The sequence below is a fragment of the Streptomyces sp. DvalAA-43 genome, from assembly GCF_900091725.1.
GTDB classification, from domain to species: Bacteria; Actinomycetota; Actinomycetes; order Streptomycetales; family Streptomycetaceae; genus Streptomyces; species Streptomyces pulveraceus.
This window is the reverse complement of sequence record NZ_FMBW01000095.1, coordinates 66,532-88,945: the sequence shown is the minus strand read 5'-3', so window position 1 is coordinate 88,945 and position 22,414 is coordinate 66,532. Positions and strand designations below refer to the sequence as shown.

Genomic DNA, 22,414 nt, shown 5'->3' with positions numbered 1-22,414 from the left:
GGGTGGCTTCTGACGGCCTTCGGGGGTTGGCGCGCGGTCATGCCCGTGGACCGGTCGGCTCAGCGGACCCGGTCGTACACGAGAGCCAACGTGCCGTGCTCACCCGCGGCCTGGCTGACGAGTGACCACCGCCCGGCGGGCAGGCCGTCGTCGAACAGGCGCGGACCGCCGCCGAGGAAGACCGGGAAGACCGTGAGCGCCAACCGGTCGACCTCGTCGGCCGCCAGCAGTGCCTTGATGACGCTCGCGCTGTTGAGTACGAGGATGTCTGCGCCTTTGGTGGCCTTGAGGTCCGCGACCACCTCGGCGGCCGGTTTGTCGACGATCGTCGTCCGCTCCCACGGTGCCTGGCCGAGGGTGGAGGACAGGACCACCTTCTCGGTGCCGAGGAGCCACTCGGCGAAGCCCTCGTCGCGCGGGTCGACGCCTTGCGTGCCGATGACGGTCGGCCAGAAACCGAGGAATCCCTCGGCGTTGACCCGTCCGAGCAGGGCCGTCGTCGCCGTCTGGTGAATGCTGGCCATATGGTCGCGGGCCACATCGGTGTGCGCGTACGGCATGACCCAGCCGTTGTCCTCGGGGTCGCGCGGCCCGGCGTAGTGGCCGTCGAGGGAGAGGCTCATGTTGATGACGACCCTGCGGCCGACGGACTGCTCTGTCACTTCGCGCTCCTTGTGTGGATGTCGGCATCGGCATCGGTATCGGTGCCGTGCTCGGTGCCACCGGTGTCGTGCGAGTCGGCGGTGAGTACCGCAGCGAGCTTGTCGAGGCTCTGGCCGAAGCCGATCCCGATGCCTGCGATGAAGTCCGCGGAGTCCACGGTGCTTTCGGAGATCCGCCAGTGGACGTCGAGGTCCGTGCCGACGTCGGTGGGCCGGAGGCCGAGGTCGACATGGGCGGTGAAGGCGAGATCACCATCGGGGAGCAGCGGGGAGAGCCGGTAGGCGAGGCGCTCGCCGGCGAGCATCTCCTCGACGACTCCCTCCGCGCGCCCGGCGACCGGGTCGGAGCCGTCGATGTCCTCGGCATCGCGGTACTCCTGGACGATCCGCCCACCCGGTCGCGCCTCGAAGACGAGCTCGGAGACGCGGAGGTCGTCCGGTGTCCACCACCGGGCGAGAAGCGGGGACTCGGTCAGGTGACGCCACACCAGCTCGGGGCGCCCCGCCAGTGACCGGAGGAACCGGAACGAACGGTCGTCGGCCCACCCCGACTCCCGAGCGGCGAGCCGCTCCGCGTCGAGGGCGCGCCCGTAGTGCGCGAAGGTCGCCTGTGGGCCGTGGGCCTGGTCCGCGGCATCGGCGAGCCGGCCGAGTGCGGCCGCCAGGTCCCGCAGGGCGGCGGGGCGGAGGGCGTAGACGCGTCGCTGGCCGGTGCGCTGCGAGGTGACGGCACCGGCGCGCTCAAGGGTCTGCAGGTGCTTGGTCGTCTGCGGCTGGCGTGCATCGGCCAGCTGGGCGAGGACGCCGACCGGGCGCGGCCGCTCGGCCAACAGGCTCACGAGCCGCCAGCGGACCGGGTCGGCCAGTGCGGAGAGGAGTGCGTCCATGGAGAGAAGTATGCTCAGTGAAGAATATTCGTGTCAAGGAATATCTTGACTCGGTCGATACCGCGTCGGTTCGCGTTCGTATAAGACAGGCAAACTGTTCAATTGAAACTGGACAGTCAAAACTGATGGATCTACGGTCGGGGCATGACCAAGAAGACCGAGAGCGCATCCGCGTCCGCCGTCCGTGCCGCCCGTGCCATCGTGGTGACCGTCGGCCGTCTGCGCCGCCGCATCCGGAGCGTGAACGACGCCGCGGACATCACGCCCTCCCAGGCTTCCGTCCTCGCCCGGCTCTCCAAGAACGGGCCCACCACGGCCAGCGATCTCGCGGCCGTGGAAGGAGTGCGCCCGCAATCCATGGCCACCACGGTCGCGGCGCTCTCCCGCCTCGGACTCGTGGAACGCCACCCCGACCCCGGGGACGGCCGCAAGCAGCGCGTCACCCTCACCGCTCCCGGCCGCGAACGCGCCGAGGGCGACCGGGAGGCCCGTCACGCCTGGCTGACCCGCGCGCTGGAGGAGCGATGTACGGAGGACGAGCGGCAGACGGTCGTGGCGGCGATGGCCGTCCTGGAAAAGCTGATCGACCATGAGATCGACCATGAGTGAGGGCAAGCCACCCATACCCGCCGACTCGGCGCCCCACGAGGGCGACGGCGCGCGGGCCGAGCCGGGCGGTCGCTTCGACCGGCGCCTGATACCCCCGATGATCCTCGGGTCGGTCCTCAACCCAATCAACTCGACGATCATCGCCGTCGCGCTCGTCCCGATCGGAGCCGCATTCGGCGCCCCGCCCTCGGAGACCGCCTGGCTCGTCTCGGCGCTCTACCTCGCCACCGCGATCGGCCAGCCCGTCGTCGGGCGCCTCATCGACCTCTTCGGCCCGCGTCGGCTCTTCCTGATCGGCACCGCCCTCGTCGGCGCCGCAGGCATCGTCGGAATGCTCGCCCCCGGCCTGGGCGTCCTCATCGGGGCCCGGGTGCTGCTCGGCTTCGGTACCTGCGCCGGATATCCGGCGGCGATGTCGCTGCTGCGCCGCGAGGCCGACCGCACCGGGAACGACAGTCCCGGCGGGGTGCTCACCCTACTCGCCGTCGCCAACCAGACCATTGCCGTCATCGGCCCCACACTCGGCGGCCTGCTGATCGGCGCCGGCGGCTGGCGCAGCACCTTCGCCCTGAACATCCCGCTCGCCGCGGCCGCGCTGGTGCTCGGCGCGCTGCGGCTGCCGAAGACCCCGCTCACTCTGCCCGGGGGCCGAAGGGGTGCCGTCGCGCGCCTCGACCTTCCCGGGATCGGCCTGTTCGCAGCCATGCTCGTCACCCTGCTGCTGTTCCTGATGAATCTGAGCGTCGAATCGCTGGACCTCCTCGCGATGTCCGTCCTGGCGGCCGTCGCGTTCGCCCGGCGCGAGCTGCGCACCGACGAACCTTTCATCGACCTGCGGGTCCTCGGCGGAAACGCACCCCTGCTCGCCACCTACGGGCGCAGCCTGGTCGCGTACATCGTCTCCTACGCCTTCCTCTACGGCTTCACCCAGTGGGTGGAGGAAGGCCGCGGCCTCTCCGCCTCCGAGGCCGGGCTCGTGCAGCTGCCGATGTTCGCGCTGGCCATCGTCGTATCGACGCTCACCGGCCGCCGCAAGGGCGTCCGGGGCAAACTCGTCGTCGGCGCGGTCGGCCAGATCGTCGCCTGTGCGCTGCTGCTGTCCCTCCACGCGAGCAGCCCGATCTGGATGCTGTTCGCCATTGCCCTGGTGTTCGGTGTGCCGCAGGGGCTCAACAGCCTCGCGCTGCAGAACTCCTTGTACCGGCAGGCCGATCCGGAGCGCATGGGCGCCTCGTCCGGGCTGCTGCGCACCTCCGCCTACATGGGTTCGATGGTCGCATCCGCAGCTTCGGCGCGGGCCTTCGGACAGCACGCCGGAACCGGCGGTATGCACGAGCTGGCCTGGGTGATGACCGGCGCGGCCGTCCTGTACCTGCTGAGCACGGTTGTCGACCGCAGCCTGTACTCACTCGCAGCCTGACCACCCCCGAACCGTTTCCCGCTACACACACTCCGCAGGCAGTAAAACCCGAAGGGAACCACTCGCCATGCCCGCTTCCGCTGCCCACACCGCACTCCTCGTCATGGACATCCAGAACGGCGTCGCGTCGCACATCTCCGACCCGGAGTACCTTCCTCGTGTCACCCGCGCGATCGAAGCGGCCCGGCACGCGGGCGTGCCCGTCATTCACGTCGGTATCGGATTCCGCCCTGGCCACCCCGAGATCCACCCGCGGAACAGGACGTTCGCGGCGCTGCCGGAAGACGCGTTCGTCCACGGAGACCCCGCCACCGATTTCCACCCGGCCGTGGCCCCGGCCCCCGGCGAGGCCACGGTCTTCAAGAACCGCGTCAACGCCTTCGCCGGGAACGACCTGCACCAGATCCTCGCGGCCGGTGGCATCGACCACCTGGTGCTGACAGGGATCGCCACGGGTGGTGTGGTGCTCTCGACCGCCTGTCTCGTGGCCGACCTCGACTACCGGCTGACCGTGCTCTCCGACGGCTGTGCCGACCCCGACCCCGCGCTGCACCGCCTCCTCGTCGAGAAGGTGTTCGCCCGGCGCGGGGACGTTCCGAGCGTCGACGAATGGGTGAAGTCGCTGCCCACGGCACAGGGCTGACGAGGCCGCGCGGGCGACAGCGGCCGGTTGCGGCTGCCGCTGTCGCCCGACCCTACGTTGCGAACCCGCAGAATCAGGCCGGGTAGCCCTTCGGCGGTATCAGGGTGGCGAGTTCCTCGGGGCCGAGATCGTCCGCCGTACGGAACGTCCGAAGCAGTTCGGCATCGGAGGCGTGACGGAGGGCACCGGCTGTCGCGCCGTCGACCTGCCCGGTGGCGGGCAGTCCGTGATGCGCCTGGAACCAGGCCACGCCATGACCGGAGTCCGCTGTCCCGGTCGTGGCCGCGCCGGTGGCGCGGGGTGTGGGCTCGCAGCGGGGCCAGTAGCCTGCGGTTCGCGTCTTCGCTGCTCGCACCACTGCTGGTGCGGGTGCCCCCGACGGGCGGGCCACACCGGTCCGTTCCCTGATCACAGACAAGGCGAACGTCATGGCAGACGACAAGAACGGCGACACCCCGCTGCCCATCGATATGGCCGCGATCCGGCGGACCGTCGAGGTGATGCAGGCCGAACGGGCCGCCACGTTCGAGGCCGACGACAGCGGCTGGCTTGCCGATCTCGTGGAGCGGGACCTCGACAGCTACCAGGAGTTCGTCGCCCAGCTGCGTGTCACCCTCGACCCCGATCTGCTCGGGTACGTCCCGGAGATGTGCGCCGAGGCTCTCGGCGACACCGCGACGACCCGCACCCTGATCGGCGACCAGCAAGTGGACACCCCGTTCTTCCACCACGGCGACCTGGTGGTCAAGGGCGACCTGGGTGTGGGCGCGCCCTTCGTGGTCACCGGATCGGTGACGGTCGAAGGTGTGGTGGGGGACCGCGCCCCCTACTCGGTGGTGGCGATCGGCGGCACGGTGAAGGCTCGGGGGGTCCTCACCAGCGGCGAGATGCTGGTCATGGGTGACATCGAGGCCGACGTCGTCTACGGCGACTACAACGACAGCACGCTTCACGCGGGCACCATCCGCGCCCGTCTGGTCATCGAGGACGACCACGAGACGATCGCGGGCGTGGAGGCGGACCTCTACTTCGACCTGGACGACTACCAGCAGGGATACGGGGACGGCGTGCAGGAGCAGCTGCGCGCGTTCCTGGTGGACGAGGTGTTCGCCGCTGATGAGGACGAGGACGCCGACGAGGATGAGAACGAGGACGAGGAGATGTTCGACGCCGGCCTGCTCTTCGCACGGCTGCGCGAGGGCCTGCCGGTCTTCCGCGCCGACGCGGCTCCCGAGGGGTGCTGAGGCCCGCTGGGCGAGCTCGTCCGTCGGCCTGGGTACCCATCTCCCGATTCACTCACCGAACTGCCAGGCACATTACCCATGGAGCAGCCGCAGATGGCCGACAAGCAATTCCGGCATCGTGATCCGGAATCCGGTCCGGTCACAACCGTGCACTCACCGGCGGGGTTTCGAGCCCCGGCAGGACCCCGCGGTACGCGGCACCCTGCTGAACGTCATGCCGCAGAGCACCGACCGCGAACTGCCCGCACCATGGCTGGAGATCCTGGAGAAGTCCGGTGCCACCGCCGGGCCGTGCGACGCCACGATGCTCGACGAGGAACGCCCTGCCGACGGCAGCGCGGGCCGACTGAAACGGTTTCTGGGGTTCCGGCGGTACATGTGGTCGCCGCCTGCAGAGCGTCATCTGCCGAGGCCAGGCCTTCGTTCGGTCTGAGCGACCGGCAGCCGCGCGGCGAGCCGACCGCCTGGTCCCGCCGGGCCCACGCACTCGCTGTTTGACACGCCGGCTCATGGGATGTCCGTCAAGACACCCGGTTCCCGAAGACGAGCACCACCGACCGCCGACGCCGATCGCGGACCGGCGTTGTCAGTGGTGTCCGGCAGACTTGCGGTCATGTTCACAGGGATCGATGACATCGACTGGGCGTCCATGGGCCACGCGTACGGCGATGCCTCCGACGTGCCGGACCTGCTGCGGGGGCTGGCCTCCGCCGACGCGGCCGAACGGGAGATCGCGCTCGACGGCATGTATGGCGCGGTGCATCACCAGGGGGATGTGTACGACAGCACGGTCGCGTGCATCCCGTTCCTGTACGAGCTGATAGCGACGAGCGGCCTGCCGGGGCGGGGCGAGGTGGTCGACCTGCTCCGCAGCATCGACGGCGACGGCCGCGACGTCGAAGAGATGGACTTCTGGTCCGACGACGAGGACGAGTACGAGGCCTGGGCCCGCACCATCACCCGGGCGGAGTCGGACACCCGGGCCCGCAGCGGACTCCTGCTGGGTCTCCTCGACGACCCGGAGGCGGGGCTGCGGCGCGCGCTGCCGGGAGCCCTGGTGCAACTGCACGACGACTCCGGAATCGTGCTCGCGGCCCTGCGCCGACGGCTCGCGGCGGAACAGGACGTGGGCGTACTGCGAGCCCTGGCGACGGCACTCGGTGAACTGGCAGTCCGGCAACCGGAGTTCGCGGATCAGTCGGGTGACGCCCTGGAAGCGCTCGCACTTCCCGGCGACGGCCCGACCGATCCGGGGCTCCGGCTCGCAGCCCTGGTGCAGCTGGCACGCTGCGCACCCGGCCGGCTGCCGGACCGGACCGTGGAGACAGCCATCGACGTGATGCGGGAGGCACGGGGGTCGGAGGAGGAGAAGGCGGACGCGGCGGCGAAGGACGCGGAGCCGGTCGCACGGACGCCGACGATGATCTCGTATCTGCGCCGTCTGAAGGCATCGCAGCGCGGTTCGGTGAAGGCTCCGTGGGCGACCGATCTGCTCGGGGAGCTGCACCATGCCCTGGACGACCGGGTTGCCGAGCGCTTCGCGCTGTTGGAGGACCAGCTGCGCAGCCCTGACTGGGGGCAGCGGCGCGAGGCGATCGACATGAGCGGTCTGCTCCTGACAGGGTGGCGGGGCCCGCACGAGGAGGCCGTGCGACTCCTCGGCGAGCAGACCCGGGAGGCCGACCACCGCATCGTCCGGTGGGCTTCCTCGGAGCTGGCATTGTTGTACGCCATCGGCGGCCCGGCGGCCGGGGCACTGGCGGAACGGGTGGCGGCCGGGCCGGACCACCTTCCCCAGGCGCAGTGGGACGAGACCTCCTACGGGGCGGTGCTGGGCGCGCTCGCGGCGCAGGGCGACGCACGCGCCGTGCCATGGCTCGTCGAAGTGCTGCGCTTCGGACACGTGCCGGAAGAACTGGGTGACTGGATCGACCGTATGGACCCGGACGCGGCAGCCGCGCTGCTCCCGGTGCTGGTCCGGCGGATCTCCGAGATCGACCCCGTGGACTGGCCGCAACGCACCGAGAGTCTGCTGAAGGCCGCGGCCGCCACCGGCTCGCCCGAGTTCGCGGAGCCGATCGCCCACATCCTGCGAGCCTCCGGAAGCCAGGGCGGCCAGGTGCGGGGCGCGGCACTGCGGGCACTGGCACGGCTCGGCACAGCGGCCCCAGAGACAGTGCCGGAGCTGCGGGAGCTGGCCAGAGACGCCGAGTCGTACCACCGCATGGACGCGGCTGCGGCGCTGTGGGCGGTCGGCGGCGAGCTGGACACCGTTCTGCCCGTGCTCTCCGAGAGCCTCATGGCCGAGCGCTGGTATCAGCGGCACGACGCGCTACAGGCGGTCGCACGCATGGGTACCGAAGCAGCTGGGCTGCTGCCTGGGCTGCGCCGACTCGTGGAGAACCCGGAGGAGAACGGCGGCTGGGTCGCGGGCGCCCTCGCGGTGGCGTTGTGGCAGGCGGGGAGGGATGCGGAGGAATCCATGCCCGTGCTGCTGCGCGCGTGGTCGGCGCATCATGACAACCGCTCCGATGTGGCCGGGATCTGGGCACAGATGGGCTCCGCGGCCGCCCCGGCAGTCCCACTGCTCCGTCAGGAACTCGCGGCCGTCCGACGCCACAACAACACGGGCGGAACAGGCCGGATGCGATACCGGTGCGCCGACGACGAACGGCTGCTGCGGCACGGCCGAGCCGTACTCCAGGTGTGCGGATGACCGGTCAGATACGGGCACCCGCCGAACCCGGCCGGACCTGGCCGAGGCATGCCCGAGAAGTGCCCCGGCGGCTCGCACCAGGTCACCGCACCGAGGGGAGAATGACCAGGGGGAGTTCTCCGGCCTCCACAACGGCCTGATCGATCGACAGGCCGCAGTAATCGCCGACAGCGGTGAACACAGCCGTCGGGAGCTCTTCCCAGTGCTCCTCGAAGTACAGCGCCACCTCTTCCTCGGGGGCCTCCCGCACGGAAGGAAGCACGGCCCCCGCCGCCCGCAGTGCCGCGTCCAGCGTCGATGACCGCCCGGTGTCCTCGGCGAACTCGGCCTGCCACACACGGCCGTCGCCCGGCGCGTGAAGGATCAGCTTCGGGGGATCCCAGGTGTTCATCGTCAGGCAGACGACCTCCTCGCCCGTGAGTGGTTCCATCGCCGCGACAGTGCGGTGGCCCGCGTACCAGGTCGCCATCCCCCAGTCTTCGAGCACATACAGCCACTCTCCGCACGTCCCGTACATCGCGACGCGGGCATGCTGCGCATCGGGTCCCAGAGCCAGTGCGCCCCTCTCCAGGTACATGTCGTGACACCGGAGCTGCCCGCTGTCCGCGCCGAGACGGACCAGGAACTCCTCGGGCTCCACACCGCGGGCGGCTGTCAGCGAGATGGCGGCGCGCATCCCGGGCCCACGACGTGCGGCGTTCTCGTTGCTGAACTCACCGATCCACGCGATTCCATCAAGCACGACGATCACGCTACCGGGCCTTCGGCACCGGCTCGGTGGCCAGGGCAACGGAGGTCCGTCCATGGTGTGAGCTCTGCCGAGTTTCTTTAACGCATTAATTGGTTCGTCAACTGCGGTGTGCGGCAAGGGTATTGACGCGCTAATGGCAGGGTCTTACGGTGCGCACACGCTGTACACATCGAGCTGACGCCGGAGCGTACCCATGAAGCGCCGCACCTTCCTCGCCGGAACCACCGCCGTGTCCGTCCCCGCCGTGACCGCCGCAACTGCCATGACGGCGGCGCCCGCAGCCGCCGCTTTCCCCTCCGCCGCGCCGCTCTCCGGCGCTGACACCGCCGCGACCCTGCGCCTCGTCATCGACGGTGTGCCGCACGATCTCCCGCCGACCACGGTGTACCGGACGACGATCGAGGCGACCGGCACGGCAGGGCGGACGCGGGTCACCATGGCCGGTGCGTACAGCGAGTTCTCGGTGGCGTTCCCGAGCCCGTACGCGCCGTACCTCGCCCGGGTGTCGGTGTGGCTCACCGGGGTCACGCCGAAGAAGGGAAACCTCTGGCTGAAGATCTTCGACCAGGACAATGAGGAGTGGGGCACGCTCGCCTCCCGTGTCGACCCGACCGGTTTCGACGGGCGGACCCGCGTGACGTTCGAGCCGCAGCGGCTCGCCCGGATGACGTGGAGCGGGGTGGCCGACGGCAAACTCACCTACCCGCTGCGCCGACTCGTGCTCGTCTTCTTCCCCGACGACAAGCAGTCGGCCGATCCGTTCGTCTTCGAGGTGGAGTCCGTGGAGGTGGTCGGCGACGGCGGGCCGGTGTCCACCTGGAGCAGGGCCGGTGCGCTGGAGCTGACCAGCGGCGCGGACCGTGTCCTCATCGACGATCGCGGCCGGCTGCTCGACTGGACGTCCGGCGGCCGGATCCAGTCGCCCGGTGTGCTGCCGCTCGCCGTGTACTACGACAACGGCACCGGCGTGTTCTCCGACGAGGCCGAGGTCGACGTCGCCCGGGTCGCCGCCGACGAGGCCGCGGTCAGTCTCACCGTGCCCGGCTTCCTCACCGCTCAGCTGACGGTTCGGCTCCGTGCGGGACGTCTGGAATTGCGCCCGACCGCCATACGCAACCTCTGGTCCCGGTCCATCCTGTCGGTCGCCTGCCCCGAAGTGGCCTACCGGGTCATTCCTGCCGACGGCACCATGCTCGGCATCGCGCCGAAGTGGGGCGGGCTCGCCCACACGCGTTCGGTGCTGGCCGGTGGTTTCTACGCCAACTACGGCATGCCGACCGCCACCCACGACCTGATCCTGTTCGAGGAGGACGACTCGGCCCTCGGTGTCTACTCCGTGCAGCCGGCGAGCGCGCGGCCGTACCGCCCGGCACAGTTCGGCTTCGTGGGCGGCCGGGCCCGCAACGAGGCGTTGACCGGGTTGATGCACCGGGTCGACGCCTGGATCGCACCCGGCGGATCGGAGCGGCTTCCCGCGACCCGGCTGGTGGCCGGTGAGAGTGCCTTCGACCTGTTCGCGGCGTACCGCGCCGACAACGGGATGAACACCTGGCGCGGCCTCACGGACAAGCTGGGCCCCCGGTTGCGTGCCGGGCTCGCCGACTCGGTGCACCTCAAGGTGGACCTCTGGCAGCCGACCGGCGGCACCTCGGCGACCGGGCGGCCGGAAGCGGCGTTCGAGTACCTGCGCGCGGTGCCAGGCGGGCCGTACAGCGTCGAACTCGCCAGCTACTACTCCGACGGACAGCACGATCACCACTACCCGGACTTCCTCACCTTCGACTACCTCGGTGGTCCGGCGGAATTCCAACGGCTCATCGACACCATCCACGACCGCGGTCACTACGCCAGCGCGTACACCAACCCGACGTGGTGGCACCCCGACAGCCGGGCGGTGGCGGCCCTCGGAGGCGTCGAGCGGATCGGGATCCGCGACAGGCGCGGCAAGCTGGTCACCAAGACGCACACCAATAATCTGGGGTATCTCATCGGCGGCTGGCGCAAGGCGCCCCGGGCGCTGATCCTCGACCAACTCCGCACGTTCCGCGACACGTACGGAATGGACATGATGTTCCAGGACGAGATCGCGCGCCGGGAGTACGACTACGCGGCCGACTTCTGCGCGCCGCCGTACGCATACTGCGAGGAACTGGTGGAGCAGACGGCACAGTCCGCCGCGATCCTGCCGATCGGCACCGAGGGGGTCGGCGGTGACCGGATCTTCCAGAGCCTCACATCGAGCCTCGGCTTCTACCTCAACACCATGCAGGGCGACCGGGCCAGTACGTACGACGGGCCCAACCGCAACGGCGTCGTCGTGCAGCAGTGGCCGTTGGGCACGGCCGTCATGCACGACAAGGTCGCGTTCTACCCGCACAACCTCGACCGCGGTGTCGACACGACCGAGAACCTGAGCTGGGCGCTGGCCTTCGGACTCAACCTGCACTACCAGGCGCAGCACATGACGGCGGACTTCAGAGCGGGGCGCGGGTTCGAGCTGCTCAAGGGGCTGTCGCTCGTGCAGAAACGGGTCGCCGGCCGGTACTTCGGGCGGGCGATGACAGCCTTCCGGTACCTCACCGAGGACCTGAAGGTGTCGCGGACGGCATTCGACGGGGGAGTGGAGATCGTCGCCAGCCACGATCTCCAGCCACGCGCGCTGCCGCTGCCCGGCGGGCAGGGGACGGTGACCGTCGCGCCGCACGGCTTCGTCGCCGGCGAGCACGGCACCCCGACGTACGCGCTCATCGACGACGCGCACCACCGGCCCGGCTACCTCGCGCGCTGGACGGACGGCCGGTTCGTGCCCGAACTCGCCTGGTATCCGGCGGATCTGGCCGGGTACCGCTCCGACTCGGTGCACGCCGACCTCCGGCTCACCGCCACGCCGGCCGAACTCCCCGCGGGCGGCACCACCAGGGCGGCACTGGTCCTCGCCGCGTGGGACGGGACACCCCTCGACCTGGACGGCGCGGACATCGCCTGGGAGCTCGACGGGCGGCCCGTCGCGCACCTGGTCACCGACGCCGACGGGAGCGTATGGCTCACGCCGGAGCACGGCGGTGCCACCGGCTGGGCGACGGTACGAGCCGTCGTCACCCGTGACGGGGTGCCCGCGTACAGCGGTGTCGCGCTGGTCGAGATCACCGCCTGAGCCCGACCGGACGGCCCCTGCCGGTTCGCAGGCCGGGCGAGGAGTACGGCCGGCCGGTCCCTCGGCCCTCCACGGTATGAGCGGACGCGTAGTGGAATGGGGAAACGGCACGGCCCTCCAGGATTTAACGCATCATGAAAGCTCCTGGGGCTCTGCGCGGTGGGCTACGGGGCGCTGGTGAGGATGCGCCGGAGGATCCGAAGGAGGTCCGGGCCGGCGGCCGGAGAAGGAGTACGCCAGGCGATGTGGCCGTCGGGGCGGACCAGAACGGCTCCGGCCACGGGCATGGCGCACAACCGGTGGAAGGAACCGGGGTGTTCCTCGCGCAGCCGTCCGTCGTCGAGCCGGTGGACGGTGACGGGGATCCCCGCTGCCCCGGCGGCGTCGGCCTGCCGCTGCCAGACCGGGGCGTCCGACGCTGTGATCAGGGTGAAACCGGGGCCGACGAGGTCCAGGGTGGAGGAGATCCCGGGCGGTCCGGCCAGCCTTGTGTGCGGGGCGCGGTCACCCGGGGCGCCGCTCGGGTGGTAGCCGGAGAGGTCCAGCGGCGGCCGGGCGGGTGTGTCGGGGTCGGGGACGAGGGCGGTGGAGCGGTAGGCGGCGGTGAGCAGGAGTTCGTCGTCGATCCGGTAGCCGGCACCGGCGCGGGCGTTGTCGGTGGACAGGTCGATGACCTGCCGGGCCACCGGGCGGCGTTCGGCCTGGTAACTGTCCAACAGTGTCGCGGTGGCGCGGCCGGCGGTGACGGCGGCGATTTTCCAGGCCAGGTTGTCCGCATCGCCGATTCCGGTGTTCATGCCGTGCCCTCCGGTCGGCGGGGTGACATGGGCCGCGTCTCCGGCCAGGAGGATGCGTCCGCTGCGGTAGCCGGAGGCCAGCTGGGCGTCCATGCGCCAGACCATGGTGTCGCGTACGGTCACGTCCAGGTCGGGGATACCGGCCGCCGCCCGGACGAGGTCTTCGAGGTGCTTCCGGTCGGTGAAGTCCTCATCCCCGTGCGGGTGATCGGGGTCGAAGGGGTACTGGTAGATCCAGTGGCGGTCGTTGTCCACCGCCATGAAACCGCCCCGCCCGGGTGGAGTGAGGAAGTACGACGCGCTCGCCCGGTCGGCCACCACCTTGCCGAGCGGCGCCTCGAAGCGGACGCTGAGGAAGTGGCCCAGGCCCGTCGGGCCGTCCATACCGACGCCCGCACCGGCACGGACCGCACTGGCAGCACCGTCGCACCCGACGAGCCACTCGGCACGCACCGTGTGCCGCTCGCCGTCGGCGCGGTTCTCCAGCATGGCGCGCACCCCTTCCTCGTCCTGGATGAAGGACAGCAAGCGCGTGCCGAACCGGATCCGGTCGGCCGCCAACGCGCGGGCCCGCCCCAGCAGGACCGGTTCCAGCGCGTCCTGGGGGCAGATCACCCCGGGCGACGGAGTGCTACCGCCACCGTCCGACGCGTCGTGGGCCACGCCGCTGCGGACGAAGTCCGGGTCGACCAGGTCCCTGCCCCGGTAGAAGAAGACCTGGGAGGCCGGAAGACCCGCGCCACGGACCGCGTCTTCCAGTCCGCAGCGCCGGAAGATCTCCATCGAGCGCGCCGAGACCCCGCGCGCCTTGGGGTGACGCGAAGTGCCCGGACGGGCTTCGATCAGCAGATGGTCCACGCCGTACCGGGACAACAGATTCGACAGGGTCAGACCCACCGGCCCCCCACCCACGATGAGCACGGGGGTCGTCGTCGGAACATGCATGTGCTCTCCATGGGGGCGGTTCACGGCCGGCGCCGGAGCGGTGTGCCGCGAGGCGGGTCGAGAGCGGTCGGGGCGGGCGCGCGCCAGCCGTAACGCTCAATCATTGCTTTGGACGTTACCATGGGGTGTGTCGCTGCCCGCCGGACGAACCCGCCAGGAGAAGGTGAAGCCCATGACCGAGGACCCGACCGGGGGCAACCCCCGTGGCCTGCACTTCATCGCCGACCTGGCCAACGCCGTCCAGGACGACGCGGAAGTGGGCGCGGAGGCGCTCCAGGCCCTTCTGGAGCGCCATGGCGGCCCACCGTTCGCGCTCACCGGGGCCGATGCCCGGCGGCTGCGCGAAGCCACCGCCCACCTGACCCGCATCCTGGCGATGCACGACGAGGACCAGGCGGCCGAGGCGATCAACGCCCTCCTCGACGAGTTCCCCGCCCGGCCCCATCTGGTCCGCTTCCCCGGGCGCCCCTGGTCCCTCCACACCAGGGCACCCCGCGACGCCGGCCCCACCCAGTGGCTGCTGTCCACCACGGCGCTGGCCCTCGGGCTCTGGCTCAGCGAACGCGGCCGGTGCGCCTGGGGGCAGTGCGCCGCTCCCCACTGCGACCACTACTTCATCGACACCGGCCGCCGCACCCCCCAGCGCTACTGCGCCCCTCGCTGCGCGACCCGCGTCCGGGTGGCCTCGCACCGGGCCCAGCGCGACAGGTCGTGACTGCCCGGATTCCCACGCGGCCGACCCACCACGGATTCATGTCCGTGTCCGTACGGTCTCGGTGAGGCCGGGCCCGTCACCGGTCCCGGACGCGGAGAGCGCGGTCAGCACTGCCAGCAGCGCCGCGCTGCCGGTGAGGGAGAACGCCTGCCCCCAGTCGAGGTCCAGCACGCCGGTGGTATCGAGTCCGAGCGTCGCTATGAGGGTCTGAGCGGCCGTCCGTACGGTGCGTTCCGCCGTGGCCACCCAGAAGGCCTTGGTGAACATCGTCGAGGCCATCAGTCCTCCCCGGCGTTGCTGTCGGTGCCGTCGGCGACGGCCTTGTCGATCGCGGCCCGGACCGCGGTGACGATGGTCTCCGAGTCGGCGCCCGTACCGACGTGACCGGCGAGCGCGGTGATCGCGGCGGTCTGGGCGGCCAGCCGCTTGTCCATGGACCGGATGCGGGCCTGCATGTCCTTGAGGATGGACTGCGGCTGCCACGTCGGATTCGTCGAGTGGTCCGCCGCGTCCGTCGGGCCGCTGATCGCGTCGGTCTTCCACACGGCGTCGAAGATGTCGCGCTTGGTGATTCCTGCCATGGGGTCCTCCTCGTTGTCGGAGCCGGGGTTCCAGCTCGCGGGGTGCTTGAGTCGCTCGGCAACGTCGGCGCGGAGCTTGGTCATGGTGAAACCACGGGGGTCGACCTTGTCGTTCGACCACTCCAGGTGGCCGATCACGGACTTCGCCGACCACTTGTGCGCCCGGCACAACGCGGCCTGGACGCGGACGATCGCGTTGTACTGGGCGGCCGGCCAGGGGTCCTTGCCGTTGCCGAGGTTCTCGCACTCCCATCCGTAGAACCGTGCGTTGCCGTCGACCCCGTCGTTGTTGCCACGGGTGGGGGGAGTCGGCCGGGTGCCGTACGACTCGGCTATGACCTGCTGCAGCACCTTGGGGTCGCCGCCGCCGGCATGATTCGCCCGGCCCCAGCCGACCATGTGCACCCGGCCGTCCTTCGCGATCATTCCGTGGCACAGCGGGCCGGGCAGGTCCGCGTATCCGTCGCGGACCATCTGGACCGTCGCCGCGGTGCCCTTGGTCACGGTGTGGTGCACGATGCTGCCGTTGACCGGGCCCCAGGGGCCTTTCGAGTTGCGGTTGTGGGTACGCCAGTTGCCGACCTCGACCACGCGTACGCCCTCGGCACGCAATGCCTTGAGAACAGCGGAGGCGGACAGAGGAGTCGCCATTCGTTTCCCTTTCAGCCCGAGGTGTACGAGACGTTGCGGACCTTGCCGATGAACCCGTCGTCCGTTCAGCCGTCGATCGAGTCGACCGTCTCCACCTGGAGGAACGCACCGTGCCATGCGGTATCCGCTGCTGTCACCGTGTACTTCGTATCGTTCGCCACCGTGTGCGCGGGGGTGAGTCGGGCCGTGGTGACGTTCGGTTCATAGAGGTTCCATACCCCCGCAAGGGCCACCGGACTCGACCTCGTGGCCAGCAGTGTGTACGACCCATGTGCTTGGCTCACGTGTGCGACCCGTGCGCCTGATCCATCGACAGTGGGCAGTCCCACGCCGGGCCTTGCGTTCCGCGGGGGGCATGAGGCGCCACGACACGCCGGGCGACGGGTGGCCGGAGTCCGCCTCAGCTCGATCCGCCGGTGAGGGTGGTCACGGCCGCGTTCGCGCTGACGATCAGGGCGATCGCGATCCAGGCGAGCGCATCGAGCTGCTGCCCGAGGACAACTACACCGGCCAGGGCCGCGAAGACCGGGTTCACGCTCATGAAGACGCCGAAGAAGTGCGCCGGAACCCGGCGCAGCGCCAGCAGATCGGTCAGGAACGGCACCGCTGAGGAGAGCACCCCGGCGGCCAGCGCACAGCCGAGCGCCGCCGCGGTCGGCGGGTGATGCCACAGCACCCACGCGCCGACGGGCAGGTAGAGGGCACCGGACACGGCCGCGGCGGCGGCCGAGCCCTCCAGACCGGGCAGACGGGCCCCGACGGTCCGGTTGAGCAGGATGTAGCAGGCCCAGCATGTCGCGGCGAGCAGAGCCAGGCCGATGCCCAGGTAGTCGGTGGACGGAGTGGGACGCGTGAGGATTACCACCGCGCCCGCGGCCACTACCGCGGCAACCAGGTCGACGCGGCGCCGGGATCCGGCCAGGGCCACGGCCAGCGGTCCCAGGAACTCCAGCGTGACGGCCAGCCCGAGCCCGATCCGCTCGATCGCCTCGTACAGGGACAGGTTCATCGCCGCGAACACCAGCGCGAGGCCCAGCACCGGACGCCACTGCGCCGCGGTGAAGCCCCGCGGCCGCGGCCGGCCGACGGCCCCGAGCACCACGGCGGCCACCCACTGGCGGACCGCCACCACGCCGAGGGGCCCGAGCACCGGGAACGCCAGTGCCGCGACGGAGGCCCCCGTCTGGTTGGACAGTCCGCTGCCCAGCATCAGCGCCACCCCGGCACCCCGCCCCGTACCCCGTGACGGCGCGGCGCCGTCGACCAAGGCGCCCCGGGGCCCCGCGGCGAGGGAAGAATCGCGTTTCATGTCCTCCACGATGCGCGCGGCGCCCGTATGCGCAAAATGCATCCAGGCGCCTACCTATACGCTGGACGCATGGATGAGATGCGAGACAGAGTGGCTTCGCTGGAGCTGAAGCATCTGCGGTGCCTGGTCGCCATCATCGACACCGGCAGCTTCACCGACGCGGCGCACGAACTCGGCATCTCCCAGGCCGCCGTCTCCCGCACCCTCGCCGGTCTCGAAAGCCTTCTCGGGGTGCAACTGCTGCACCGCACCAGCCGCAGCGTCGCCCCCACCAGCACCGGTGTACAGGCCCTGGCCCGTGCCCGCGTCCTGCTCGCCGGCGCCGACGAACTCGTCCGCGAGGCCGCCACCGGTCATACCCGACTGCACATCGGCCACGCCTGGTCCGCCTTCGGCCGGTACACCACCGAGTTCCAGCGTCGCTGGCACGAACAGCATCCCGAGACCGACCTGCGCCTCATCCGTCACAACACCCCCACCGGCGGCCTCGCCGAAGGACTGTGCGACCTCGCCGTCATCCGCGCTCCGATCGACCTGAAGCCGTGGTCCCACGCACGGATCGGATACGAGGCCCGCTACGTCGCCCTGGCGTCCGACGACCCCTGGGCCCGCCGCCGCAGCATCCGTCTCGACGAGATCCCCGGCCGCACCCTGGCCATCGACCGCCGCACCGGCACGACCGCCCTGGACCTGTGGCCCGAGGAGGACCGGCCCGCCGTCGAGTACACCCACGACATCGACGACTGGCTCGCCGCCATCGCCACCGGCCGCTGCATCGGACTGACACCCCAGGCCACCGCCGCCCAGTACCGCCGCGACGGCATCACCTACCGCCCCCTGCGCGGCGCCGATCCGATTCCCGTCCATCTCATCTGGCGTTCCCAGACCACCCACCCCGCCACTCACACCGCGATCGCCCTCGCCGCCGGGCTCTATCGCGAGGGCCGCGGCTCCTCGCGCTCGCGCATATGAGCGGTGGCGCGAGTTCCACCGAGGGCGCCCGGTACTCGCGCTCCAGGCGGGTGGTGAGCGTACGGTCGTACATTCCAGGGTGTACGGTCGTACGCATGTTGATCGACCACTTCGCTGACGACCCACGCACCAACCTGGAGCGGATGCTCGCGGGAGACCTCTACATCGCTGACGACCCGGAGATCGCCCGGCGCCAGCAGCAGGCGATGAGGCTGGCCGCTCGCTATCAGGCTGCCTACGTCGAGGACGCCGACAGCGCCCGGCCGCTGCTCGCCGAACTGCTCGGCTCCGTGGGGGAGGGCGTCGACGTACGGCCGCCGCTCGCCGTCGATTACGGCAGCAACATCACCATCGGGGCCCACACATTCATCAACTTCAACCTGACGGCGCTGGACGTCGCCCGGATCGTCATCGGAGAGCACTGCCAGATCGGCCCGAACGTCCAGTTGCTCACGCCCACCCACCCCGTGGAGCCGCAGCCCCGGCGGGACAAGCTTGAGGCGGCACGCCCCATCACCATCGGCGACAACGTCTGGCTCGGCGGCGGCGTCATCGTGTGCCCCGGGGTGACGATCGGTGAGAACTCGGTGATCGGTGCGGGCGCGGTGGTCGTCAAGGACATCCCCGCCGATGTCGTCGCCGTCGGTAATCCCGCCCGCCCCGTCCGCGAGCTCTGACGGCGCCCGTATGACCACCGGACGTACCGACCCGCAGCGGCGCGAGCGGATTCTCGCCGCCACGCTCGACCTCATCGCCGACGAAGGCGTCGCGGGCGTCTCGCACCGCAAGATCGCCGTCCGTGCCGATGTGCCGCTCGGCTCGATGACCTATCACTTCACCGGTATCGACGATCTGCTGCGCGAAGCCTTCACGCAGTTCGCCGAGCACATCGTGGCCGTCTTCGACCGCCGCCTCGGCCGGGCCGGAAGCCTCGAAGAGGCCCGCGAAGCCATCACCGACCTCATCCATACGCTCTCCGAGGGGCCTCGCCGCGACCTGATCCTCACTCAGGAGCTCTACACGCTCGCCGCCCGCCGCCCTGAGTACCAGCGGCTGTGCCAGGCGTGGATGCAACGGAGCCGCCGCATTCTCGAACGGCACTTCGATGCCGTCACCGCGCGCCAGGTGGACGCGCTGATCGAAGGGTTGACCCTCCACCGGGCCCTGGACGACACCCCGCCCGATCGCGAGTCGACGCGCCTGGCCGTCGCCCGCGTCACGACCGCGATACAGCCCTCGCGGTGACCCCCGCGCTGCTGATAGCAATGGACGATGTCGACCGAAACCCTTGATCCGATGGAACGTCTCCTCGCCGAACGGGCTTGCGAGCGCCTGATCGTGGAGTTCGTGCGCCGCCTCGACCTGGGAGATCCGAGCAGTGTCGCTGACCTCTTCACACCTGACGGGGTGTGGCAGTGGCCTCACGGTGACCGAAGGGTGGAGGGACGGGACGCGCTCCGCAGGTACTTCGGCTCACGGCCCAAGGACCGGCTGTCACGCCGCATGTCCACGAACATCCTGGTCACCGTGGATTCCGCGTCGGAGGCCACCGCCACCTCCTACTTCGCCACCTACCGGATCGACGGCTACACCGGCGGCATGGTGCCCCCGGTGCTCCCGGCGAACGTGGGCCACTACGAGGACACCTTCCGGAAGGTGGACGGCGCCTGGCTGCTGGCCGGCCGAGTGACGTTCCTGCCGTTCGGTGGGGAGACGGTGCAACTCGGCCGTCCCGACCGGTCGTGAATGATCGAGGGCGACGCCAGAACGCTTCCAGGTGCGAGCGGAGGGGGTGATGCTGGGACACTCTCCGTATGTCGATTGTCGAAGTGTCGCCCGGAGTGTCCATCGAGTACGAAACCTTCGGTGATCCATCCGATCCGGCTGTTCTGCTCGTGATGGGCTTCAGCGCGCAGATGATCGGCTGGCACGAGGACTTCTGCCACGCACTCGCAGAACGCGGCCGCTATGTGATCCGGTACGACAACCGCGACTGCGGGCTGTCCACCAAGTTCGACGATCACCCCGTCGACACGGGCCGGCTCATCGAGGTGGTGAGCTCGGGCGACATCGCGTCCGCCCTCGCGATGGTGCCGTACACGCTGCAGGACATGGCCGACGACGGCCTCGGTCTGCTCACCGCGCTCGGGATCGAACGGGCCCATGTGGTCGGATCCTCGATGGGCGGCATGCTCGCCCAGACGATGGCCATCAGCCGGCCGGAGCGCCTGCTGACCCTGACGTCGATGATGTCCTCGACCGGCGAGCCCGAATACGGCCGGTCCAGCGCCGAGGCCCAAGCAGTCCTCTTCACCCCGAAGCCGTCCGATCGCGAGGGGTACATCGCGGCGGCGGAGCGGGACCTGATGTGGTCCTCGAAGCGTTACGGCAACCCCGCACTCCTCCGCGAGCTGGCTGCCAGGAGCTACGACCGCGCCTACTACCCGGCCGGAGCCGGGCGGCAGCTCGGAGCGATGATCCTCAGCAGCTCACGCGCCGAGGCGCTTCGCGAACTCCGCGTACCGACCTTGGTGGTGCACGGCCTGGACGACGTCCTGGTCGACCCGAGCGGTGGGAAGCGCACCGCCGAGCTGGTGCCCGGAGCGAAGCTCCTGCTGCTTCCCGACATGGGGCACGACCGGCCACGCGAGCTGTGGCGCGAGATCATCGACGCCCTGGACGCGCACACCAGCTGAACGCTCCCGCCCGGGGATCCATGTGTTGTGCCCGGGACGCGTACGCGTCCCGGGCACAACACGGCTCACACCAGTTCGGGCTGCGGTTCCACCTGCCGCACGGGCGCGGCCTCCGGTTCCCACTGCCTGGTCGTCCGCACGTAGGCATAGATCACCGAGACCATCGCCAGGACGAGGAGCGGTCCGAACACCCATGGGTACGTGGCCATTTCCACCGGCAGATAGCGATACGCCACCAGGAGCACGGTGAAGACCGCGGTGCCGTAGGAGACCAGCTGGATCCTCGACCGGTCCCAGCCGCGCTCGTGCGAGCGCAGCGCCGCCTCGATCGTGAGGGTGAACACCACGCCGGCGATGATGTCCGCGCCGTAGTGGTAGCCGAATCCCAGCGTTGCGGCGAGCGTGGCGATCAGCCAGAACGCGCCCGCGAATCGCAGGAACCGCGGCCCCTTGCGGGAGTGGATGAAGATCGCGGTGGCCCATGCCGTGTGAAGGCTGGGCATGCAGTTGCGCGGGGTGATCTCGTCGAATGTCATGTGGTGCGGGGTACCGAGCGGTGGCGGCGTGTTCGGCCACAGATCGGCCACCGCCCAGTGCCCGCCGTCGGCACCGTAGGCGAAGATCGGTCCGACCACCGGGAAGATCATGTAGATGGCCGGGCCGAGCAGGCCGATGACCAGGAAGGTGCGCACCAGATGGTGGCTCGGGAAGCGGCGCTCGACCGCCACCTTGCGCAGCTGGTACAGGGCGACCGCGACCGCGGCCACCGGGAGCTGGGTGTATATGGAGTCGAGGAAGTGTTCCCCGATCGTGCCGGTGGCCGTGACCATCCGGCCCACCACCCACGACGGATTGCCCAGCGCGTGATCGGCGGTCGCCACGTACTGGTCGAGCACCAGAGGGCGGGTCTTCGACGTGATGAGCAGCCAGGTGTCGCCGGTCTTGCGGCCGGCCACCAGCAGCAGACCCAACCCGACGCCCTTCAGCAGCAGGACGCGTTCCGGTCCCGTGCGGCGTGTGACGGCGAAGACGGCACAGCCCAGGATCACCCACAGCGCGCCGTTGCCGAAGGGGTGGCCCTCGGTCAGCTTGGTGTCGGTCGCCCACCGCACCAGAATGAAGACGAGGTCGATGCCGATCGCGGCACCAAGTGCGATGAACCGCTGCCGCCAGGTGAGCACCAGCATCATCAGCCCCATGCTGGCGTACAGCAGGAAGCCCGACTTGGGGGCGACCACCACTTCTTGCGCCTGGGTGACGATCGGCCCCGGTAGGCCGTAGTGACGCGCGGCGATCTCCAGCGCGATGAGGAATCCGAGGGTCACCACCGCCGCTGTGGCCCACAGTATCGCCCGTGGTTGACGCCACGCGGCGCCCCCCATGCCGTTGTCTCTTCGCGAAAACACCCGCGATGCTCTAGGTATCAATTGTTTGGCCGATTTGTTAGATGGTGGCTGGACGAGTCACTCTTCATGCCGGATAGCACGGTTTCTCCGGTGAAGGACGGGTGACGAGTGCGCTCGCCATGGGCTCGAACATGCTATCGGAGCAGTGTGTGGGGATTTTCCTGGTCACGAATGGTGCGTAGGCCGGTGATTCCGCCCGTGGGGTGACATCCTGTGCATGTCGGCCCCAGGGGCCGGAACGGCGCGGCCCCTCCTG

The 22,414-nt window shown here is 70.1% G+C and carries 23 protein-coding genes; 13 read left to right on the top strand and 10 right to left on the bottom strand.

The window, feature by feature from the left end:
- Window positions 1-59: 59 nt before the first annotated feature.
- Both GA0115234_RS40235 and GA0115234_RS40230 read right to left on the bottom strand, forming a co-directional pair.
- The gene (locus GA0115234_RS40235; protein WP_093551725.1) at window positions 60-662 is read right to left on the bottom strand and encodes a dihydrofolate reductase family protein; all 603 of its coding nucleotides are present in this window, start codon (window positions 660-662) and stop codon (window positions 60-62) included.
- Complete coding sequence (locus GA0115234_RS40230) at window positions 659-1,549, bottom strand: metalloregulator ArsR/SmtB family transcription factor (protein WP_093551723.1); 891 nt, start codon at window positions 1,547-1,549, stop codon at window positions 659-661. Before GA0115234_RS40230 ends, GA0115234_RS40235 begins: the two co-directional genes overlap by 4 nt.
- Before the next feature lie 144 nt (window positions 1,550-1,693).
- On the opposite strand from GA0115234_RS40230, the gene GA0115234_RS40225 reads away from it, so the two are divergent.
- The 3 genes from GA0115234_RS40225 (at window position 1,694) to GA0115234_RS40215 (ending at window position 4,221) form a co-directional block, all read left to right on the top strand.
- The gene (locus GA0115234_RS40225; RefSeq protein ID WP_093551721.1) at window positions 1,694-2,158 is read left to right on the top strand and encodes a MarR family winged helix-turn-helix transcriptional regulator; all 465 of its coding nucleotides are present in this window, start codon (window positions 1,694-1,696) and stop codon (window positions 2,156-2,158) included.
- A gap of 97 nt (window positions 2,159-2,255) precedes the next feature.
- On the top strand, window positions 2,256-3,578 hold the full coding sequence (locus GA0115234_RS40220) for an MFS transporter (protein WP_370804803.1): 1,323 nt from the start codon (window positions 2,256-2,258) through the stop codon (window positions 3,576-3,578).
- Window positions 3,579-3,645: 67 nt separating this feature from the next.
- Window positions 3,646-4,221 carry a cysteine hydrolase family protein gene (locus tag GA0115234_RS40215; protein ID WP_202554686.1) on the top strand — a complete coding sequence of 192 codons (576 nt, stop codon included), beginning with the start codon at window positions 3,646-3,648 and terminating at the stop codon, window positions 4,219-4,221.
- A gap of 73 nt (window positions 4,222-4,294) precedes the next feature.
- On the opposite strand, the gene GA0115234_RS44055 is transcribed toward GA0115234_RS40215, so the two are convergent.
- Window positions 4,295-4,471 (bottom strand): peptidoglycan-binding protein, encoded by a 177-nt coding sequence (locus GA0115234_RS44055; RefSeq protein WP_256088936.1) that lies wholly within the window; start codon window positions 4,469-4,471, stop codon window positions 4,295-4,297.
- A 178-nt stretch (window positions 4,472-4,649) separates the two neighbouring features.
- On the opposite strand from GA0115234_RS44055, the gene GA0115234_RS40205 reads away from it, so the two are divergent.
- From GA0115234_RS40205 to GA0115234_RS40195, 3 genes are all read left to right on the top strand, one after another.
- Window positions 4,650-5,465, top strand: a complete 816-nt coding sequence (locus GA0115234_RS40205; RefSeq protein WP_093551715.1) for a hypothetical protein — start codon at window positions 4,650-4,652, stop codon at window positions 5,463-5,465.
- 214 nt (window positions 5,466-5,679) lie between these two features.
- Window positions 5,680-5,898, top strand: a complete 219-nt coding sequence (locus GA0115234_RS40200) for a hypothetical protein (protein WP_141718550.1) — start codon at window positions 5,680-5,682, stop codon at window positions 5,896-5,898.
- A gap of 180 nt (window positions 5,899-6,078) precedes the next feature.
- Entirely contained in the window at window positions 6,079-8,181 is a 2,103-nt protein-coding gene (locus GA0115234_RS40195; RefSeq protein WP_093551711.1) for a HEAT repeat domain-containing protein, read from the top strand.
- Window positions 8,182-8,263: 82 nt separating this feature from the next.
- Here GA0115234_RS40195 and GA0115234_RS40190 read toward each other — a convergent pair whose 3' ends face one another.
- On the bottom strand, window positions 8,264-8,923 hold the full coding sequence (locus GA0115234_RS40190) for a hypothetical protein (protein WP_202554685.1): 660 nt from the start codon (window positions 8,921-8,923) through the stop codon (window positions 8,264-8,266).
- 202 nt (window positions 8,924-9,125) lie between these two features.
- Here GA0115234_RS40190 and GA0115234_RS42715 point away from each other — a divergent pair, with 202 nt between their 5' ends.
- Complete coding sequence (locus GA0115234_RS42715; RefSeq protein ID WP_093551707.1) at window positions 9,126-12,086, top strand: hypothetical protein; 2,961 nt, start codon at window positions 9,126-9,128, stop codon at window positions 12,084-12,086.
- Between the two features lie 164 nt (window positions 12,087-12,250).
- Here GA0115234_RS42715 and GA0115234_RS40180 read toward each other — a convergent pair whose 3' ends face one another.
- Entirely contained in the window at window positions 12,251-13,828 is a 1,578-nt protein-coding gene (locus GA0115234_RS40180) for an FAD-dependent monooxygenase (protein ID WP_093551705.1), read from the bottom strand.
- Window positions 13,829-14,000: 172 nt separating this feature from the next.
- Here GA0115234_RS40180 and GA0115234_RS40175 point away from each other — a divergent pair, with 172 nt between their 5' ends.
- Entirely contained in the window at window positions 14,001-14,543 is a 543-nt protein-coding gene (locus tag GA0115234_RS40175) for a CGNR zinc finger domain-containing protein (RefSeq protein ID WP_093551703.1), read from the top strand.
- 36 nt (window positions 14,544-14,579) lie between these two features.
- Here the strand turns inward: GA0115234_RS40175 and GA0115234_RS40170 are convergent, their stop codons facing one another.
- The 4 genes from GA0115234_RS40170 to GA0115234_RS40160 form a co-directional block, all read right to left on the bottom strand.
- Window positions 14,580-14,822 carry a holin gene (locus GA0115234_RS40170; protein WP_093551701.1) on the bottom strand — a complete coding sequence of 81 codons (243 nt, stop codon included), beginning with the start codon at window positions 14,820-14,822 and terminating at the stop codon, window positions 14,580-14,582.
- Window positions 14,822-15,775, bottom strand: a complete 954-nt coding sequence (locus GA0115234_RS40165; RefSeq protein WP_093551699.1) for an N-acetylmuramoyl-L-alanine amidase — start codon at window positions 15,773-15,775, stop codon at window positions 14,822-14,824. The genes GA0115234_RS40170 and GA0115234_RS40165 overlap by 1 nt, the downstream gene beginning before the upstream one ends.
- 65 nt (window positions 15,776-15,840) lie before the next feature.
- Window positions 15,841-16,008, bottom strand: coding sequence for a hypothetical protein (locus GA0115234_RS42710; protein ID WP_161275754.1), 168 nt, complete (start codon window positions 16,006-16,008; stop codon window positions 15,841-15,843).
- A 167-nt stretch (window positions 16,009-16,175) separates the two neighbouring features.
- The gene (locus tag GA0115234_RS40160; RefSeq protein WP_237542138.1) at window positions 16,176-17,084 is read right to left on the bottom strand and encodes an EamA family transporter; all 909 of its coding nucleotides are present in this window, start codon (window positions 17,082-17,084) and stop codon (window positions 16,176-16,178) included.
- 69 nt (window positions 17,085-17,153) lie between these two features.
- Between GA0115234_RS40160 and GA0115234_RS40155 the strand changes: the two genes are divergently transcribed.
- From GA0115234_RS40155 to GA0115234_RS40135, 5 genes are all read left to right on the top strand, one after another.
- Window positions 17,154-18,056: a LysR family transcriptional regulator gene (locus GA0115234_RS40155; RefSeq protein ID WP_093551697.1), complete on the top strand. Its 903-nt coding sequence runs from the start codon at window positions 17,154-17,156 to the stop codon at window positions 18,054-18,056.
- 95 nt (window positions 18,057-18,151) lie between these two features.
- Complete coding sequence (locus GA0115234_RS40150) at window positions 18,152-18,733, top strand: sugar O-acetyltransferase (RefSeq protein WP_093551695.1); 582 nt, start codon at window positions 18,152-18,154, stop codon at window positions 18,731-18,733.
- Between the two features lie 10 nt (window positions 18,734-18,743).
- Window positions 18,744-19,301, top strand: a complete 558-nt coding sequence (locus tag GA0115234_RS40145; RefSeq protein WP_093551693.1) for a TetR/AcrR family transcriptional regulator — start codon at window positions 18,744-18,746, stop codon at window positions 19,299-19,301.
- Between the two features lie 27 nt (window positions 19,302-19,328).
- Window positions 19,329-19,802, top strand: a complete 474-nt coding sequence (locus GA0115234_RS40140) for a nuclear transport factor 2 family protein (protein ID WP_093551691.1) — start codon at window positions 19,329-19,331, stop codon at window positions 19,800-19,802.
- Window positions 19,803-19,870: 68 nt separating this feature from the next.
- On the top strand, window positions 19,871-20,752 hold the full coding sequence (locus tag GA0115234_RS40135; protein ID WP_093551689.1) for an alpha/beta fold hydrolase: 882 nt from the start codon (window positions 19,871-19,873) through the stop codon (window positions 20,750-20,752).
- Between the two features lie 65 nt (window positions 20,753-20,817).
- On the opposite strand, the gene GA0115234_RS40130 is transcribed toward GA0115234_RS40135, so the two are convergent.
- Entirely contained in the window at window positions 20,818-22,134 is a 1,317-nt protein-coding gene (locus GA0115234_RS40130) for a phosphatase PAP2 family protein (protein ID WP_093551687.1), read from the bottom strand.
- Between the last annotated feature and the right edge of the window lie 280 nt (window positions 22,135-22,414).